This is a genomic window from Pseudomonadota bacterium, from assembly GCA_026388315.1.
Lineage (GTDB): Bacteria > Desulfobacterota > Syntrophorhabdia > Syntrophorhabdales > Syntrophorhabdaceae > MWEV01.
Genome location: JAPLKA010000055.1, coordinates 96,695 through 112,876, shown reverse-complemented (window position 1 = coordinate 112,876; position 16,182 = coordinate 96,695). Strand labels below are relative to the sequence as shown.

Genomic DNA, 16,182 nt, shown 5'->3' with positions numbered 1-16,182 from the left:
GTTTCAATATTATTATTGATTAACCCTAAAATATCAAGGGAATATTTGTCCCAAAAAGCTTGACTCTCATCATCATGCTTTGATAGTATTCTTCAGCCAAAACTCATCCAAAATCCCGGAGAAAGGAATAGAAAATGAATATACCAAAAATTCAAGGAATAGATAAGGTTCTCATTATCGGTTCAGGGCCTATTATCATCGGACAGGCATGCGAGTTTGACTATTCAGGTACCCAGGCATGCAAAGCGCTGAGAGCAGCAGGATACAAGATCGTACTCGTCAATTCAAATCCTGCCACCATTATGACAGACCCAGGCATGGCCGATGCAACATATATTGAGCCGTTAACGATTGAGGCTGTCGAAAAAATCATTATAAAGGAAAAACCACAGGGATTACTCCCTAACCTCGGTGGCCAGACGGGATTAAATCTCGCTGCAGCCCTTTCAAAGAAAGGTATCCTTGAGAAGCATGGCGTCCAGATTATCGGGGTCAAGGCAGATGCCATTGAGCGCGGCGAAGACAGGGATGAATTTAAAAAGACGATGAGCAAGCTCGATATACCCATGCCGGAAAGCGCCCTCGCCTATTCTGTAGAGGAAGCTCTCCAGATCGCCGACAAGCTCGGCTATCCTGTTGTTATAAGGCCGGCATATACTATGGGGGGTACAGGAGGAGGCATTGCTTATAATCAAGAAGAGCTGAAGATAATCAGTTCACGAGGAATTTCCGTAAGTCTCATCGGCCAGGTACTCATAGAAGAGGCGGTAATAGGCTGGGAAGAGCTTGAACTGGAGGTTGTCCGGGACGCCGATAATAATATGATTACCGTATGTTTCATCGAAAATATTGATGCTATGGGTGTCCACACAGGCGACTCCTTCTGCTCCGCACCCATGTTGACCATCTCTGAAAAGCTGCAGAAGAAACTTCAGGTATATTCTTACCGCATCGTCGAGGCCATTCAGGTTATCGGCGGGACAAATATCCAGTTTGCCCATAATCCGGTTGATGGCAAGGTAGTTGTTATCGAAATCAACCCCAGAACCTCCCGTTCATCAGCCCTTGCATCAAAGGCCACAGGATTCCCGATTGCCTTTATCTCTGCAAAACTCGCAGGAGGATATAAGCTGAGCGACATTCCCTACTACCGCGGCGGGACACTCGACAAATATACACCATCAGGGGAATACGTGGTTATCAAATTTGCCAGGTGGGCCTTCGAAAAATTCAGAGAAGCAGAAGACAAACTCGGAACCCAGATGAAGGCAGTCGGCGAAGCAATGAGCATCGGAAAAACCTATAAAGAGGCTTTTCAAAAGGCAATTCGGTCCCTGGAAATCAAAAGGTATGGATTAGGTTTTGCGAAGAATTTTAATGAATTGCCTGTTCAAGAGCTTATGAGGCTACTCAACGAACCTTCGTCAGAACGGCAATTCATCATGTACGAAGCCCTGAGAAAAGGCGCCACAGTAGATGAACTTTTTGAAAAAACAAAAATAAAACATTGGTTCATCCAGCAGATGAAAGAATTGGTGGAATTAGAAGAGGAAATCCTGCAATACAAGGGGAAAGAATTTCCCGACGAGCTTCTCGTCAAGGCCAAAAAAGACGGATTCTCAGATAAATACCTTGCACAGATCCTTGGCATGAAAGAACCGGATATCCGTAACAGGAGGATTGCCCTTGGTATGGCTCAGGCTTGGTGTACTGTGCCGGTGAGCGGGGCGGATGCCGCATACTACTATTCCACATATAACGCCCCTGATGAAGTGAAGGTAAGCGACAGGTCCAAGGTGATGATTCTCGGCGGCGGCCCGAACAGAATCGGTCAGGGCATAGAGTTTGATTATACCTGCGTTCATGCAGCATTTACGCTCCGTGATGAGGGATACGAATCGATTATGGTAAACTGCAACCCAGAAACAGTTTCAACAGACTATGACACATCGGATAAGCTCTATTTTGAACCCCTCACCGTTGAAGATGTGCTGAGCATCTACAACAAGGAAAAACCCATCGGCGCTATTGTCCAGCTATTGTCCAGTTCGGTGGTCAGACACCCCTTAACTTAGAAAAGGAGCTGGAAGAGGCAGGCGTGAAAATCCTCGGTACTTCTCCGGAAAGTATCGATCTCGCCGAAGACAGAAAACGGTTTAAATACATAATTCAGAAGCTCGACATCCCGCAACCCGAAAGCGGCACTGCAGTGACCCTTGAAGAGGCGCTGGAAGTAGCAAAAGAGATTGGTTATCCCCTCGTCGTGAGACCCTCCTATGTCCTTGGCGGGAGAGGCATGGAAATCGTCTATGACGATACAACGCTCACAAAATATATAAACGAAGCGGTTGATATATCACCTGGTCGGCCGATTCTCATCGATAAGTTTCTTGAAAATGCCATAGAGGTTGAGGCAGATGCCATTGCCGATGGAGAAGACGCCTTTGTCCCTTCCATCATGGAACATATCGAACTGGCAGGCATCCACTCCGGTGACAGCGCCTGCTCAATTCCGCCCAAGACAATCCCGGAAAAACATATTGCCACTATAAATGAATATACACGGAGAATCGCTATCGAACTGAAAGTTGTGGGACTTATGAACATCCAGTACGCAATCGCCGACGATACCGTTTATATACTGGAGGCAAACCCCAGGGCAAGCAGGACTGTCCCATTAGTCTCAAAGGTAACGGGAGTTCAGATGGCACGTATTGCCACACAATGTATGCTTGGCAGGAAACTGAAGGATATGAATCTCACCCATAAAGAGTATCCTCACGTGGGCATCAAAGAATCTGTCTTTCCCTTCAACATGTTCCCCGAAGTCGACCCAACGTTAGGCCCTGAGATGAAATCTACCGGTGAGGTGCTCGGTATTGCTGACTCTTTCGGGCTTGCTTACTTCAAATCCCAGGAGGCAGCAAATCAGAAATTACCGGTACAGGGTACTGTCCTGATTACGGTATCACCAAGGGATCAGGTTTACGTTCTGGACGCAGCAAGGCTTCTGCATGGGCTGGGGTTCAAGATCGTCGCTACTGAGGGTACCAGGAATTTTCTCATGGAGAACGGGGTTCCCGCACTGCATATTAGAAAAATACATGAAGGAAGACCGCATATAGTAGACGCAATACACAACAAAGAGATCCAGCTTATCATTAACACACCCATCGGCAAGTTCAGCATGTACGATGATTCCTATATCCGAAAGGCAGCAATACATTATAAAATCCCCTATATAACAACAACTGCGGCAGCCAAGGCAGCAGCAGAAGGGATTAAGGCATACATCGAACAAAAGGGAGATACAGGCGTCAAGTCCTTGCAGGAGTACCATAAGGACATTCGTTGATTACCGGGCTTGATTAATCCCGATGTACTGACTATACTTAATAATAGCTTGTAAAATGCTTATGTCTGAGAATTCATCTTTAACATTATGTTTTAAGGGCGCCGGAATTATGAGTTTTGTAAGCACAAAGTTAGGATTTGCAAACATAAATCTCAAATATGTTTGGTTAGACTTTTTTTAGAAAGGAGAACAATCCATGGATGAAAAAGAACGCCTAAATGCATTGGAAGTAGCCCTCAATAACGAGATGAAAGAACGTGAATTCTACCTGAAACATGCGGGTCAGACAAAGAACCCTCTCGGCAAAGCCATGTTCAAGCAGATAGCCGATGAAGAGCTCGAACACTACGAACGTCTGAAAGAGCTCCATAAAAAATGGAAAAAAAAGGACAAATGGCCCGAAACCATTCCCCTCACGGTTAAAAACACAAACATCAAAGAAATCCTTGTCAACACATTCAAAAACATCGACAAAACCGCAAAGGCCGATGCCGGTGACCTTGAAGCGGTCAAAATCGCTGTAGACTTTGAAGAAAAAGGAACACAATTTTACGCAAAATTAAGAGATGCCAGCACCAATCCAAGGGAGAAAGAATTTTTCGAGCTCCTCGCCATGATTGAAAATGAGCATTACCTTTCACTGCGAGATGCAGAAGAATATTTCACCGACCCTACATCATGGTTCATAAAGGCCGAGCATCATACGATGGATGGAGGGTAGCGAAAACCAGTAATCAGTTATCAGTAGTCAGTAGTCGATAGGCATAAAAAAACCAAATGCAGATGGTAGATGCCCCCTTGATCTTCCGGAAGGCCTCTATCAATCTTTCGTCCATACATCCAATCCTCCTTTTTTTGACCATATTTTACTATATATTGCCGGGGTAAGGCATAAATAATCTCTCCTGATGGATATAACGTGGTCACCATTTTCTTCTTGATTTTACGCTTTGAACGGATTATTTATCATCAAAACCGGGGGTGTTTATGAAAATATTAATAGTATCAACTGCGATTATCTTTCACGCTGTTCTGTCAGCGTCATACAATTGTGCGGCCACCGACATTGTAGACAGGATGGCTGAATGTGCAAAAATAGAAAGTAATAACGAGCGGTTGAAATGTTTCGATAATCTGGCCGGACAGAAGACCCCGATGAAGACAACCGCCCAGCCGATACCTTTAAAAACAACCGATGCTGAGATAACACCCGCAGAAAAAACCGCCAGAATTGAAACAACCCAGGATAATTCCAAACCTTCAATTATGTCAAAGCACTGGGAGTTAGATCCTTTAAGCCGGAAAAGTGCCCAGCTTATCAGGATTCATCGCCCTAACTATATCCTGCCGGTCGCATATAACTCCTCATTGAATAATGACCCTATTCTGGATGTTGACCGGAATGCGAAGGCGCAAAACACCGAGGCGAAATTTCAAATAAGTTTTAAGGTAAAGCTCTGGGAAGATGTCATGGACAAAGACGTTGACCTTTGGTTCGGCTATACCCAGCTTGCCTTCTGGCAGCTTTACAATTCAGCCTTTTCCTCGCCAATCCGTGAAACTGATTATGAACCCGAGTTGCTCCTCAACTTCCGCACTGATTATGATATCCTCGGTCTGAAGGGGCGTATCATTAATGTCGGGTTAAACCACCAGTCGAATGGCCGTGCGCAACCCCTATCCCGGAGTTGGAACCGTATTGTCGCAAATTTCGGATTCGAGAAGGACGATTTCAACCTGCTGCTGAAAACATGGTACAGGATACCGGAAAACTCCAGCGATGATGATAACCCTGATATTAACAAATATATGGGATACGGCGAGATATGGGGGACATATTATTGGAAAAAGCACAGGTTCAGCGCAATGTTTCGCAATAATCTAAGGATCAATGAGAACAGGAACGCTGTTCAGCTTGATTGGAGCTTCCCCTTTCCTTACGCAAAAAGCGACCGGGTCAGCGGCTATGTCCAGTATTTTAACGGCTACGGGGAAAGCCTGCTCGATTATAACGCAAATGCGAACCGCATAGGTATTGGTGTCATGCTCACAGACTGGAACTGATAATAGTTTCTTTACTGATAATCCTTATTTTTCAGCGCCTGCCGTGGCCTTCAGGAATTTTTGAAGGAGCGCCTGTACCTCTTTTCCCCTGAAAATTTTATTTTCTTCCATCTGCGATGCCTTATTACGGAAAGAAGTAACATCAGGTTTTTCATCCACAATTATTCCGGCTGCCTTTATTTTTGCAAGAAAATTTGCGGAATTCTCACGGCTCCACCGCCTCTCGTAACGGGCAGCCTCCTCCATGCTCTGCCGAATAAGCTTCTGGTCTTTTTCGGGCAAGTCCTGGTACCATTTGAGGCCAGCCACACCGATATGCGAAGAGTAGACATGTCCTGTAAGAGAAAGATATTTTTGTCCCTTGTAGAAATCATCCAGCCAGATAGCTGAAAGGGGATTCTCCTGACCATCCACGGCTCCCGATTGCAAATCCTTTACCAGCTCATTAAGATCTCCTATAGGTACCGGGTCGGCTCCGAATAACTGCCATAATGCCTTGTGCAGTGCAGACTCCATGACACGAATCCTGAGACCCGTCACATCCACAACACTGTAAACAGTCCTTTTACTGTTCGTGAGATGCCGGAAACCGTTCTCTGAAAAGGCCAGCCCCTTGAATCCCGCCTTCTCCAGCGTCTTCAAAAGCTCTTTCCCCAGAGGACCTTCAAGTACGCTGTCAACCTGTTCATAGCTTTTAAACAGGTACGGGTAATCGATGACACGCACTTCAGGAAGAAATTGATCAAAAGGGCCCGATGTAATAATCCCCATGTGAACCTTGTTCGCCTGAATCTGTTTAAGGATTTTCACTTCAGTACCGAGAGATCCGCTATCATAGATTTTCACTTTATAGGCGGAACGGCTTTCAAGAAGTTCTTTGAATTTATCCGCACAGATGTTCTGGGCAGCTCCCGGTCTTGTGACAACCCCTAATTTTATTTCTTGAGACCAGATGACACCTGAGTAAATAAAGCATACAAAAAACAACGTTATCACCATCCACTTAAACGCTCTCATGACATCCTCCATTTTAAATAACCAATCATCAATCTTCCAAATTACACCTGTCTGCCTCGGCCAAGGCACAGGCAGGAAAGTTTGAATAATTGGCACCAAACCGACAAAAAATTATCAAATTGGGCACATATAGTCTATAAAAAAGCAATCAAAAAATACCTATTAATTAATAAATATTACTTGACAATAATCTTTATTATATTATAATTATTCTCATAAAGATAACGTTCTCAGGTGATAAATGATTAAACGCGAAGATATTGATATGAAGTTAACCCCACAGCGGCTTGCAATCCTTGGTTATCTTGATGGAAACACCTCTCATCCATCAGCAGCAGATGTATTCAGGGCAATTGCATTAAATTTTCCAACCATGTCCATAGCCACTGTTTACAATACACTGGAAACCCTCAAAGAGAAAGGGGTTGTTAAGGAGCTCGGCATAGATTCCGATAAGAAGCGTTTTGATCCAAATCCTGAGCCGCATCACCATTTGATTTGCTTAAACTGCAAAGAAATCATTGATGTTTTTTCCTATTTCTCCCTTGACTTACAGGAAAACGAAAAATGTGGTTATGAAATAGTTGGCAACCATGTGGATTTTTACGGCATTTGTCCGAAATGCAAAGAAAATAAGAAGCTTGATCCAAATATGACATAAATAAGGAGGTCGTTATGGTTTATATGTGTTCTGTATGTGGTTATCAGTATGAAGAAAAGCTTGAGAAGTCAGAATTCGAAAAGCTTCCCGAAGATTGGCATTGTCCTATCTGTAATGCACCAAAGAGTGCATTCCAGAAAGCGAATTCTTAAAAACAGCGCTACTGTAGGGCTGTCTTCAAACTCCTTCCCCTCCCCAACCCCCGTTTGCCTCCCCCCGACCCCGGGGGGAGGCCCTCTCAAACCTTGTGTGAAAACTCTAAAATAAGGGTTAAAATAATGATACAATAAACCTTGCAGGTTCAGTATGAATAAACCGGTTTAGATGTTCAGTGTTCAAGATTCAAGGGTAAAAACAGAGGACGTTAAACTTGGAACATCGAATAATAAAATGGGTTTGCATAGGAGGGTGAAATGGAAAAGAAGGTATTGGTACCCGTTGCAGATGGCACTGAAGAACTGGAGGCAATAACCATAACCAATGTTTTACGGCGCGCCGGTGCAGATGTTACTGTGGCATCGGTAAATAAGTTTCAGGTGACATGCTCGCGGGGAATAAAACTCATTGTAGACAAACCAATCGGCAGTTGTATAAATGAGAACTATGACCTTATTGCATTGCCAGGTGGTATGCCGGGAGCAGAAAAATTGCGGGATTCCGAAGAACTGACAGTTATGTTAAAACACCAGCAACAGGAAGGAAGACTCTATGCCGCCATTTGTTCAGCCCCTGCGGTCGTTTTTAAGCCCCATGGACTCCTTGATGGAAGGCAGGCCACTTGCAATCCCGGATTTGTGCATGAACTGGATATTAAAGATTCCGTTGAGAATGCCGTTGTTGTTGACGGCAACTGTATTACAAGCAGAGGCGCTGGAACCGCAATAGAGTTCGCGCTGAAACTGGTTGAATTGTTGTATGACAAAGAAAAGGTCCGTGAAGTTGCCAGCTCCATGGTCTTCAATAAGATTTGACAATACATTAAATTAACAATACATTTATGGTTAAAAATGCGGGAGATGTAGATGCAGGAGGAAGAAAAGATACGAGAAAAACTTTTAGAAGAATTCGGGGAAATACAGCAACAAGCTCATACGGACGAAAAACCCGAAACATTGCACAATCACCGGGCACACGAGCGCCTTGAAAAACTCGTGGATGAACGGCTGGCAGAAATAAGAATCATAAACAGACAGCTTAATCAGGAAATATCACAGAGAATGCAGGCAGAGGAAACGTCCAGGTCCATAGCAAGAGAATGGCGTGACACCCTCGACGCAGTTCAGGATGCCATCTGGCTCATGGATATAGATCAGACCATCATCCGCTGCAACCAGGCCGCAACAAGGCTGCTCAAGGAAGATTATAAAAAAATCGTTGGAAAAAAATGCTATGAACTCTTTCATGGCGCAACGAGACCCGCTGATGGCTGTCCTTTTTTGCGCATGTACAAATCCAGAAAAAGAGAGACAGCAGTCCTGTCGAAAAATATCAACTGGTTTAAGGTATCGTTAAATCCGCTGAAAAATAACGCGGGAAAAATTACCGGCGTTATCCACGTTACCGCTGATATCACCCATACAAAAAAAAGCAGTGAGGCACTGAAGGAATCAGAAGAACGCTACCGGAATGTCTTTACGGGCGCTAAAGATATTATTTCTACCATCAATAGCGAGGGAATCATCGTCTCCTTAAACCCCGCCTTTGGGGTTATCTCAGGATGGTCTACGGATGAATGGCACGGGCAGCATTGCACCGCGCTTGTGCACCCTGATGAGGTACCGGATATTATGGTGCTGCTCGAGAATGCACGCTCAGGAAAGGAAATGATACAACCCGTAGTGGTGAGATTAAAAACAAATTCAAACAGTTACATAACCGTTGAATTCCTCGCAACGCGCTTATACTCCCGTAAAAAATTAACGGGCTTCCTTGTGATTGCCCGCGACATTACAACGCGATCCCCTGTGTAAGCCCCTGAATAGCTCACGCTGTGAGCGAGAAGGGGAGGCTCCGCGGGCTTTGCCCGTGGAGGGGGCGACGTGAGCCCCTGTAATAGTTTAAAAATACAACTTCAGGATAGGAAAACCGATATCACCCCTGTATTCAGGGTTGCTGAGAAGGTTGTCCCTGTTCTGGTCATACATATTATACCTGTCCGTGGCGCCAGCCTTGAATTCGTCCATATTTATTTTTCCATCCTTATTTCTATCCAAAAATTCATACTCAATAGCCGCATTAGGGTCTTTTGCTGTATTGAATTCATGCCTATCAATAACGCCATCCTTGTTAGCATCATATTCGTTGAATTTTGAAGTTACCGCTGCATCGTATTCATCCCTGCTTATATAACCGTCTTTATTGAGGTCAGCCTTTTCGAATGCATCCTCCTGGGAATATGCATTTCCAATCAATATACATAAAAATGCAAAAACTATAACCGCTATCTTCATATTTTTTCTCCTGGCATCCTGCCTCTATTGCTGGGGCTTGCGTCGCCCCCTCCAGCAGCAAAAGCTGATAGAGCCTCCCCCTCATGCTCGCTTATGCTCGCAGCATAAATTCCAACACCCGTGGAATGCCAAGGGTGTTGGAATTTATTTGACATAATATCCCTCAATTTCATCATACTGTACCCTCACTGTGGGGTACGCCTCATCCTGCCTTTGCCTGGCATCTTTCACAGGCACATCTTTATTCTTGCCGGTTGCCTTTTCCAGCATCGCTTGTGACAACTCATCGCTGGAAATATATCCGTCCTTGTTCTTGTCAATAGCGTCAAAATCCATGGCGTTGCCCATTCTGTCCATCTTATTGAATTCTTCCCTGTTGATCATGCCGTCTCTATTAAGATCATACTGATTGAACGTCGAAAGGACGGAGGATCGATAATCCTGTATGTCCTGCATACTCATATTACCATAATTTCTCATATCTATTCCCACGCCCACAGATGGGACATTCTGTCGAAATGTGGAAAGCACCGCAGTTTCATAGTTCTGCTGACTGATATTCCCGAGGTTTGTTGTATCTACCCGTCCATAGGGGTCAGGCTGGGCATAAGCTATTCCTGCTGTGAACAAAAGAAATAATATTGGTAATACCATCTTTTTCATATATTCTCTCCGGCATGTTTTTTTCAGAGTAAACCTATTTTGAAATTATTTCAATTATTTTCCGTTCTCCAATCACACATCACTCTCTCTTGGCCGTTCAAACGGTTCAAGCGGTTTGTCTGTCCCGGAACGGTTCTGCCCGGGGAACGGCTTAAGCTGTTTGAACGGTTAATCTACTAACACCCTTAATTGTTCTTCAAATTCCCTCGATTTCTCTTCAAATTTATGTGTCATTTCTTCTAATGCATCGAAGAGCGTCTCGATAGTATTTCTTGCCTCGTGAATCGCAATAGACAGCGATGCTATTGTCTTTCCTTCACCTACCTGTGATGCCCTTATAAGGGATGCATTGTCCTGCTCTATCTGTCTTTCCAGCGCTGTTATCCTGTTTTCAAGTTCAGTTATTTTTTTCTGTAACGGGTTCAATGCCCTGGACCGCTCTGTGATGATCCTGGCACGCATTCGTCTCATATCTTTCTGTATGTCTTTCCGGTTTACAACCTTGCTTCTCGTTTCTGCACGTTCAATAGGTTCAAGCTCCCCTCCTGCCCTTTCGTCTTCCCACCCGATACGTTCAAGAAAATCACTGTATGAGCCCTCAAAAAGGCTCACCCTGCCGCCGTCAAAGACAATCAGCCTCGTTGCAACAGCATCCAGTAGCATTTCGCTGTGTGTAACAAGGATAACAGCACCACTATATGCATCTATGGCCTCAACAAGAGCATCCACAGACTCCACATCAAGATGATTGTCCGGCTCATCAAGCAATATAAGGTTCGTGGGACTCACAAGCAGTTTCCCAAGCAAGACCCTGCTCTTTTCACCACCTGACAGAACGGAAACCTTCTTTAATGCATTATCACCTTCGAACATCATAGAACCACAGATATTCCTTGCAGCGCCAAGGCTATGCTCGGGATGGACACTCAATATCTCTTCAAGAACGGTCTTTTCAGGGTCAAGGCGGTCGATATTCATCTGTCCGAAATAACCGGGCTTCATATTCAGGTTGGGTCTGATTGTCCCCTCTTTCGGGAGAAGTTTTCCTGCCAGCAGGCTCAGAAAGGTAGTCTTTCCCTTGCCGTTTTTTCCGACTACACCGATCCTGTCGTGTTTCTTCACCGCCATGCCAAACCCTTCAATGAGAGGATTCGAATCCTCCGAAAAGGAGAAGGAGATGTTTTCCACCTCCATGAGCCACTTCCCGGAAAAGGGCGCTGCCTTAAATTCAAAATCAAGATTTCGCGCCTCATGGAGTTTCTCACGCTTTTCCGTTTTCTGCAGGGTTCTAATTCGCGACTGCACCGCCTTGGCCCTTGTGGCCTGCGCCCGGAAGCGGTTAATAAACTGCTCTAACTCTTTCCTCTTTCTCTCATCGTTGATTCGTGTTTTTTCATAGACTTCTTCGTCCTGCAATATCTGTTGATACAGCTTTTCCGTGCCCCCTGTTATCTTTCTTATCTTCTGCCTGTGAATACCCATTGTATGCGTTGAAATGGCATCCATGAATGCCCTGTCATGAGTCACGATGACCAGTTCATTCTTCCAATTTCGTAAAAATTGAATCAGCCATCGCACCGATACAATGTCAAGATAGTTTGTGGGCTCATCGAGGAGGAGAAGGTTGGGCTTTGATACAAGGATCTTTGCAAGGTTTAATCTCACCTGATAACCGCCTGATAGAATCTTTGGATGACTATTTAACTCATGGGGTTCAAAACCAAGACCAAAAAGGATGGATTTTGCCTTATAGGTCTCATCGCTCCCGTCTTCAGGGGTTTTAAGGTTGAGACAGACCTCTTTTAAAACAGAATTTTCGGTGAAGTTTATATGTTGAGAGAGATGACGGATTCCATAATTCTTCGGAATGGCTACATCACCGGAATCGGACTCTTCTTCCCCGAGTATAAGCCTGAGAAGTGTCGTCTTCCCTGAGCCGTTCCTCCCTGCAAGACCTATCCGTTCACCGGGGTTTATCATGAAGGAAACGTTGTCGAAGATGACCTGCCTGCCGTATGTCTTGGTAAGGTTGGTTACTGTGAGCATCAGGACAAGAATATAATTGATTAACGGTGATTAGTAAAGAGGGGTCTTACGTTTTGTCGATTACGGCTCGCACCTTCTTCAAAAGTTCATCGGGCAAGAGGGGTTTTGAGATATAATTTATTCCAATATTCTTTACTCCCTTATCAAAGACGATATCGGCAGTGTAGCCGCTGATGAAGAGCACGTGAGTGCCAAGCTTTATCTTTTGAATTGCTTCATTCACTTCTTTCCCGTTTTTCTTCGGCATTACCACATCAAGAATAACCATACCAATTCTGTCTTTGTTCTCTTCAAAGGTGTTTATGGCAGCTTCCCCGTCAATGGCTTCAATAACTGTATACCCCTTGCTTTCAAGTACCATTTTTGTAAGTATCCTTACATCTGCATTATCTTCAGCAAGGAGAATCGTCTCGTTTCCGCCTTTAATATCCTCCTTCACCATTACTGCGGGTCTCTCTGACTTTATTCTCACGAGAGGGATGTATATGTTGAATGTCGTTCCTTTTCCCGGCTCGCTATAGACATTTATATGTCCGTTATGCTGTTTAATGATGCCATACACAATTGCCAGACCTAACCCTGTCCCTTTACCCACTTCTTTCGTAGTAAAAAAAGGTTCAAATATTTTGTCGATCATGCCCTTGTCAATACCGATACCTGTATCAGAAACAGAAATGAGCGCGTAGGTTCCTTCTTTGCCAAAGGCGTTCCTCTTAACAAAACCATCATCCATAACGAATTGCCGTGATTTTATGTAAAGCCTGCCGCCATCCGGCATTGAATCTCTTGCATTCGTGGCAAGGTTCATCAACACCTGATCTAACTGTGTCTCGTCTACCAGTACCATTAAATCGGCATCGGCAAGGTCGGTTTTCAATTCAATGTCTTCAGTTAAAAGTCTCGCCAGAATCTTTTGCACTGCATGGATAATATCATTCACGTTATGCGGCTTCAGTTCGATAACCTGCTTCCTGCTGAAAGCCAGAAGACTGTGAGTTAACTGGGCAGCTTTTTGCGCCGACGCGAGTATCTGTTCAACATAAATCCTGGTAGGGTCGCCTACATCCATTTTTATTCGCAGAAGATCGCTGTATCCAATGATTGTGGTTAAAATGTTGTTGAAATCGTGTGCTATACCGCCGGCAAGCTGACCGATGGCCTCCATCTTCTGCGCCTGAAGGAGTTGCATCTCAAGCCTTATTTTTGCATCTTCAGCGTGTTTTCGTTCTGTGATATCGATAAGGGACGCCACATGCCTTTTTGTTTCCGGGATCATTGCAGATGTAATAAAAACATTTCTTACATCACTTTTCCGGTTTACAAACAAAAATTCATAGCTGCGTGGAGCAGCATCAGGCTCTATCCTTCTCAATCTATGGTATTCCTTCATCCTCTCAAGGTCATCCCTGTGGGCGAACTCCATCCAGCTTTTTTTGCCCTCAATTTCTGCCTTTGAATACCCCCAGAGCCTTTCAAACTCCGTATTTACCAGGGATATCGTTGTATCGTCCTCCACAATCATCGTTGCCGTTCCCGTATTCTCAAAGATTACCCTGTATCTCGCCTCCGAGACAATTAATGCCTCCTCTGCAACTTTGCGTCTCGTAATATCCCTCAAAAATATGATATTTACCGTCTCACCCCGGTACATCATTGTTGTTGCAGATACTTCAATATAAACAATTTCGCCGGTCTTTTTTATCCCCTTAAATCCATAGTTTGAGGGCACCTCTTCCCCTTTTATCCTATTCCTGCTCATTTCCGTTACCATTGAAACATCATCGGGGTGGACCACAATCTCCACAGGCTTTCCGATAATATCTTCCGGTCTGTCATAGCCAAAGATCTGGACAAACCTTTTATTGACATAGAGATGGGTATCTCCTTTCACGATGGCGATACCGTCATTAGAGTTTTCCATGGCAGTACGGTAGCGTTCCTCTGATTCCTTTAACGCCTCCTCTGCCGTTTTTCGTTCCGTGATATCGACGGCGATACCCCTCAGCCCTGTTGGCTGCCCTTCCTTCACGATGGGGGCAGAATAGACATACATGGAAAAGGTTTCCCCATTCTTGCGCAGGCCCGTATACTCTTTTCCGGTCACCATTTCGCCCTTCATTATTATTCCGATATCTTGCATGGCCCTTAAACGCTCTTCAGGGACAACCATGCCAACAGCATTCATACCCTTTGCCACATCTTCCTCTGTATACCCAAATTGGTCAAAACTATGGCGGTTCACATATGTAAAATTACCCTGTCTGTCCGTTTCAAAAACCGTCTGCGGAAGGAGGTCAGCAAGCTCTCTGAACCTCTCTTCGCTTGCCCTGAGGGCCTGTTCTGCATGTTTTCCCGAGGTAATGTCCAGCGCTGTAAAAACAACGCCAACGGATAAATCCGATGGGTCTATGGCTGCAGAACTGAGAAAAATGTCTATAACCGTTCCATCTTTTTTTCGCCACCGCGTCTCTATAGATCCTTTTCCTTTACCTCTGATTTCTGCATATTTTTCTGTTCCTACACGGGTAAATTCCTCATTATCCGCATAAAGGATACGTGCGCTCTTTCCTATGAGGTCTTCTTTTGAATAGCCGGTCATAGCCGTAACGTAGTTATTTACCCACACGAATACGCGGTTTATGAGAAGTCCTACCCCGATAGTCGCAGCACGGAGTATGCCCTGCAGCATAGCCTCATTCTTTTTTAACTCTTCTTCAATGGTTTTCCGGCTTGTAATGTCCTCATGGGTTCCCTCGTAACGGATAATCCTGCCTTTCTCATCCCTTATCGCCCTTGAACTTGTGGAAACCCACAGTGTTGTGCCGTCCTTCCGGTAGATCTCGTGTTCAAAGTTTTCTACAACCCCCTGTCCTTCCATGAGACGCTTGTATTCCTCGCGCTCTTCGGGTCTCACATAGTGCTGACCCCCAATGTCTGCAATGGCGAAAATCATCTCTTCCGGAGAAGAATACCTGCACATTCTCGCCATTGCGGGGTTAACACTGACGAAACGCCCCTCAGGCGTGCTCTGGAATATTCCCTCAACGGCATTTTCAAAGATGCTCCGGTATTTCCCTTCACTATCCCTGAGCGCCTGTTCTGCTGTCTTACGCTCTGTAACGTCCCTGAGATATGCAAGGGCAACCTTTTCCCCCTTGTAGGTAATCATGGCGATTGAAGCTTCAAAATAGACTATGCCACCATCTTTTCGCACAGCCCTGAACTCATATCTGGAAGGTGCAGGTTCTCCCCGGTTCCGCATTGTGTTATAACTGATCATTCGTTCACGGTCGTCAGGGTGAACAAAACTGCCGAAGGGTTTGTTTAATATTTCGTTACCATCTTTTAATTCAAAGGTCTCCAGGAATATTTTATTAACGTATATGTATTTGCCTTCTTTCACCATGGCTACACAGTCGTTAGAGTTCTCAATGGCAACCCTGTATCGCTCTTCCGACTCCTGCAATGCCCTCTCTGCCTTCTTCCGCTCGGTAATATCCGTGGCCACATGAATGATCCGTTGCAACCGGCCCGAATTATCATATACCGGCGTACATGATACCAGAAAGGTGCCGTGGAGTGTCTCCATCTCCATTTCTATCGTTTCTGCGTGTCCCGTAGATATTATTTTTTCAAAGGGGCAGCCTTCAGGGGGACGATCGGTTCCATGGAAGAGTTCGAAACATCTTGTTCCGAGAATCTCCTCTTCCGTTTTTCCGATGGCATCAAGAGAGGCTTTGTTAGCTGCAATAATCCCGTGCTGAGGGTCAAGTATTATTGCGGGCTGAACCATCCCATTGAAGAATATTCCCCATTCCTTCTGCATAAACTGGTTATTCTCTTTTTGTTCCTTAGGTTTTTTGCCTCTCATTTAAGTTTCCCCACGCAGGGCCTGCATTTTAATGAAATTGATATGCCTCATCTCA

11 protein-coding genes and 1 pseudogene are annotated in these 16,182 nt (G+C 44.8%); 7 read left to right on the top strand and 5 right to left on the bottom strand.

What is annotated here, in order from left to right:
- Window positions 1–140: 140 nt before the first annotated feature.
- The 3 genes and pseudogenes from carB to NTX75_08105 all read left to right on the top strand — a co-directional run bounded on the left by carB (window position 141) and on the right by NTX75_08105 (window position 5,419).
- Window positions 141–3,355 (top strand): annotated as a pseudogene (gene carB, locus NTX75_08115) (carbamoyl-phosphate synthase large subunit).
- 196 nt (window positions 3,356–3,551) lie between these two features.
- Window positions 3,552–4,076 (top strand): ferritin family protein, encoded by a 525-nt coding sequence (locus NTX75_08110; GenBank protein MCX5816190.1) that lies wholly within the window; start codon window positions 3,552–3,554, stop codon window positions 4,074–4,076.
- A 266-nt stretch (window positions 4,077–4,342) separates the two neighbouring features.
- Window positions 4,343–5,419, top strand: coding sequence for a phospholipase A (locus tag NTX75_08105; GenBank protein ID MCX5816189.1), 1,077 nt, complete (start codon window positions 4,343–4,345; stop codon window positions 5,417–5,419).
- A gap of 24 nt (window positions 5,420–5,443) precedes the next feature.
- Here NTX75_08105 and NTX75_08100 read toward each other — a convergent pair whose 3' ends face one another.
- Window positions 5,444–6,436, bottom strand: a complete 993-nt coding sequence (locus tag NTX75_08100) for a DctP family TRAP transporter solute-binding subunit (protein MCX5816188.1) — start codon at window positions 6,434–6,436, stop codon at window positions 5,444–5,446.
- 241 nt (window positions 6,437–6,677) lie between these two features.
- Between NTX75_08100 and NTX75_08095 the strand changes: the two genes are divergently transcribed.
- The 4 genes from NTX75_08095 (at window position 6,678) to NTX75_08080 (ending at window position 9,067) form a co-directional block, all read left to right on the top strand.
- On the top strand, window positions 6,678–7,097 hold the full coding sequence (locus NTX75_08095; protein ID MCX5816187.1) for a transcriptional repressor: 420 nt from the start codon (window positions 6,678–6,680) through the stop codon (window positions 7,095–7,097).
- A gap of 14 nt (window positions 7,098–7,111) precedes the next feature.
- On the top strand, window positions 7,112–7,249 hold the full coding sequence (locus NTX75_08090; protein ID MCX5816186.1) for a rubredoxin: 138 nt from the start codon (window positions 7,112–7,114) through the stop codon (window positions 7,247–7,249).
- A 261-nt stretch (window positions 7,250–7,510) separates the two neighbouring features.
- Window positions 7,511–8,068, top strand: coding sequence for a DJ-1/PfpI family protein (locus NTX75_08085; protein MCX5816185.1), 558 nt, complete (start codon window positions 7,511–7,513; stop codon window positions 8,066–8,068).
- Between the two features lie 51 nt (window positions 8,069–8,119).
- Entirely contained in the window at window positions 8,120–9,067 is a 948-nt protein-coding gene (locus tag NTX75_08080; GenBank protein MCX5816184.1) for a PAS domain S-box protein, read from the top strand.
- Window positions 9,068–9,154: 87 nt separating this feature from the next.
- Here the strand turns inward: NTX75_08080 and NTX75_08075 are convergent, their stop codons facing one another.
- The 4 genes from NTX75_08075 to NTX75_08060 all read right to left on the bottom strand — a co-directional run bounded on the left by NTX75_08075 (window position 9,155) and on the right by NTX75_08060 (window position 16,127).
- Window positions 9,155–9,547 (bottom strand): EF-hand domain-containing protein, encoded by a 393-nt coding sequence (locus NTX75_08075; protein ID MCX5816183.1) that lies wholly within the window; start codon window positions 9,545–9,547, stop codon window positions 9,155–9,157.
- A 144-nt stretch (window positions 9,548–9,691) separates the two neighbouring features.
- Complete coding sequence (locus NTX75_08070) at window positions 9,692–10,210, bottom strand: hypothetical protein (GenBank protein ID MCX5816182.1); 519 nt, start codon at window positions 10,208–10,210, stop codon at window positions 9,692–9,694.
- A gap of 168 nt (window positions 10,211–10,378) precedes the next feature.
- Window positions 10,379–12,256 carry an ATP-binding cassette domain-containing protein gene (locus tag NTX75_08065; GenBank protein MCX5816181.1) on the bottom strand — a complete coding sequence of 626 codons (1,878 nt, stop codon included), beginning with the start codon at window positions 12,254–12,256 and terminating at the stop codon, window positions 10,379–10,381.
- A 46-nt stretch (window positions 12,257–12,302) separates the two neighbouring features.
- Window positions 12,303–16,127 (bottom strand): PAS domain S-box protein, encoded by a 3,825-nt coding sequence (locus NTX75_08060; GenBank protein ID MCX5816180.1) that lies wholly within the window; start codon window positions 16,125–16,127, stop codon window positions 12,303–12,305.
- Between the last annotated feature and the right edge of the window lie 55 nt (window positions 16,128–16,182).

Coding starts and splice junctions, on each gene's coding strand:
- NTX75_08105 (MCX5816189.1), top strand. CDS start 4,343: ATGAAAATATTAATAGTATCAACTGCGATTATCTTTCACGCTGTTCTG.
- NTX75_08095 (MCX5816187.1), top strand. CDS start 6,678: ATGATTAAACGCGAAGATATTGATATGAAGTTAACCCCACAGCGGCTT.
- NTX75_08110 (MCX5816190.1), top strand. CDS start 3,552: ATGGATGAAAAAGAACGCCTAAATGCATTGGAAGTAGCCCTCAATAAC.
- NTX75_08085 (MCX5816185.1), top strand. CDS start 7,511: ATGGAAAAGAAGGTATTGGTACCCGTTGCAGATGGCACTGAAGAACTG.
- NTX75_08065 (MCX5816181.1), bottom strand. CDS start 12,256: ATGCTCACAGTAACCAACCTTACCAAGACATACGGCAGGCAGGTCATC.
- NTX75_08100 (MCX5816188.1), bottom strand. CDS start 6,436: ATGAGAGCGTTTAAGTGGATGGTGATAACGTTGTTTTTTGTATGCTTT.
- NTX75_08060 (MCX5816180.1), bottom strand. CDS start 16,127: ATGAGAGGCAAAAAACCTAAGGAACAAAAAGAGAATAACCAGTTTATG.
- NTX75_08075 (MCX5816183.1), bottom strand. CDS start 9,547: ATGAAGATAGCGGTTATAGTTTTTGCATTTTTATGTATATTGATTGGA.
- NTX75_08070 (MCX5816182.1), bottom strand. CDS start 10,210: ATGAAAAAGATGGTATTACCAATATTATTTCTTTTGTTCACAGCAGGA.
- NTX75_08090 (MCX5816186.1), top strand. CDS start 7,112: ATGGTTTATATGTGTTCTGTATGTGGTTATCAGTATGAAGAAAAGCTT.
- NTX75_08080 (MCX5816184.1), top strand. CDS start 8,120: ATGCAGGAGGAAGAAAAGATACGAGAAAAACTTTTAGAAGAATTCGGG.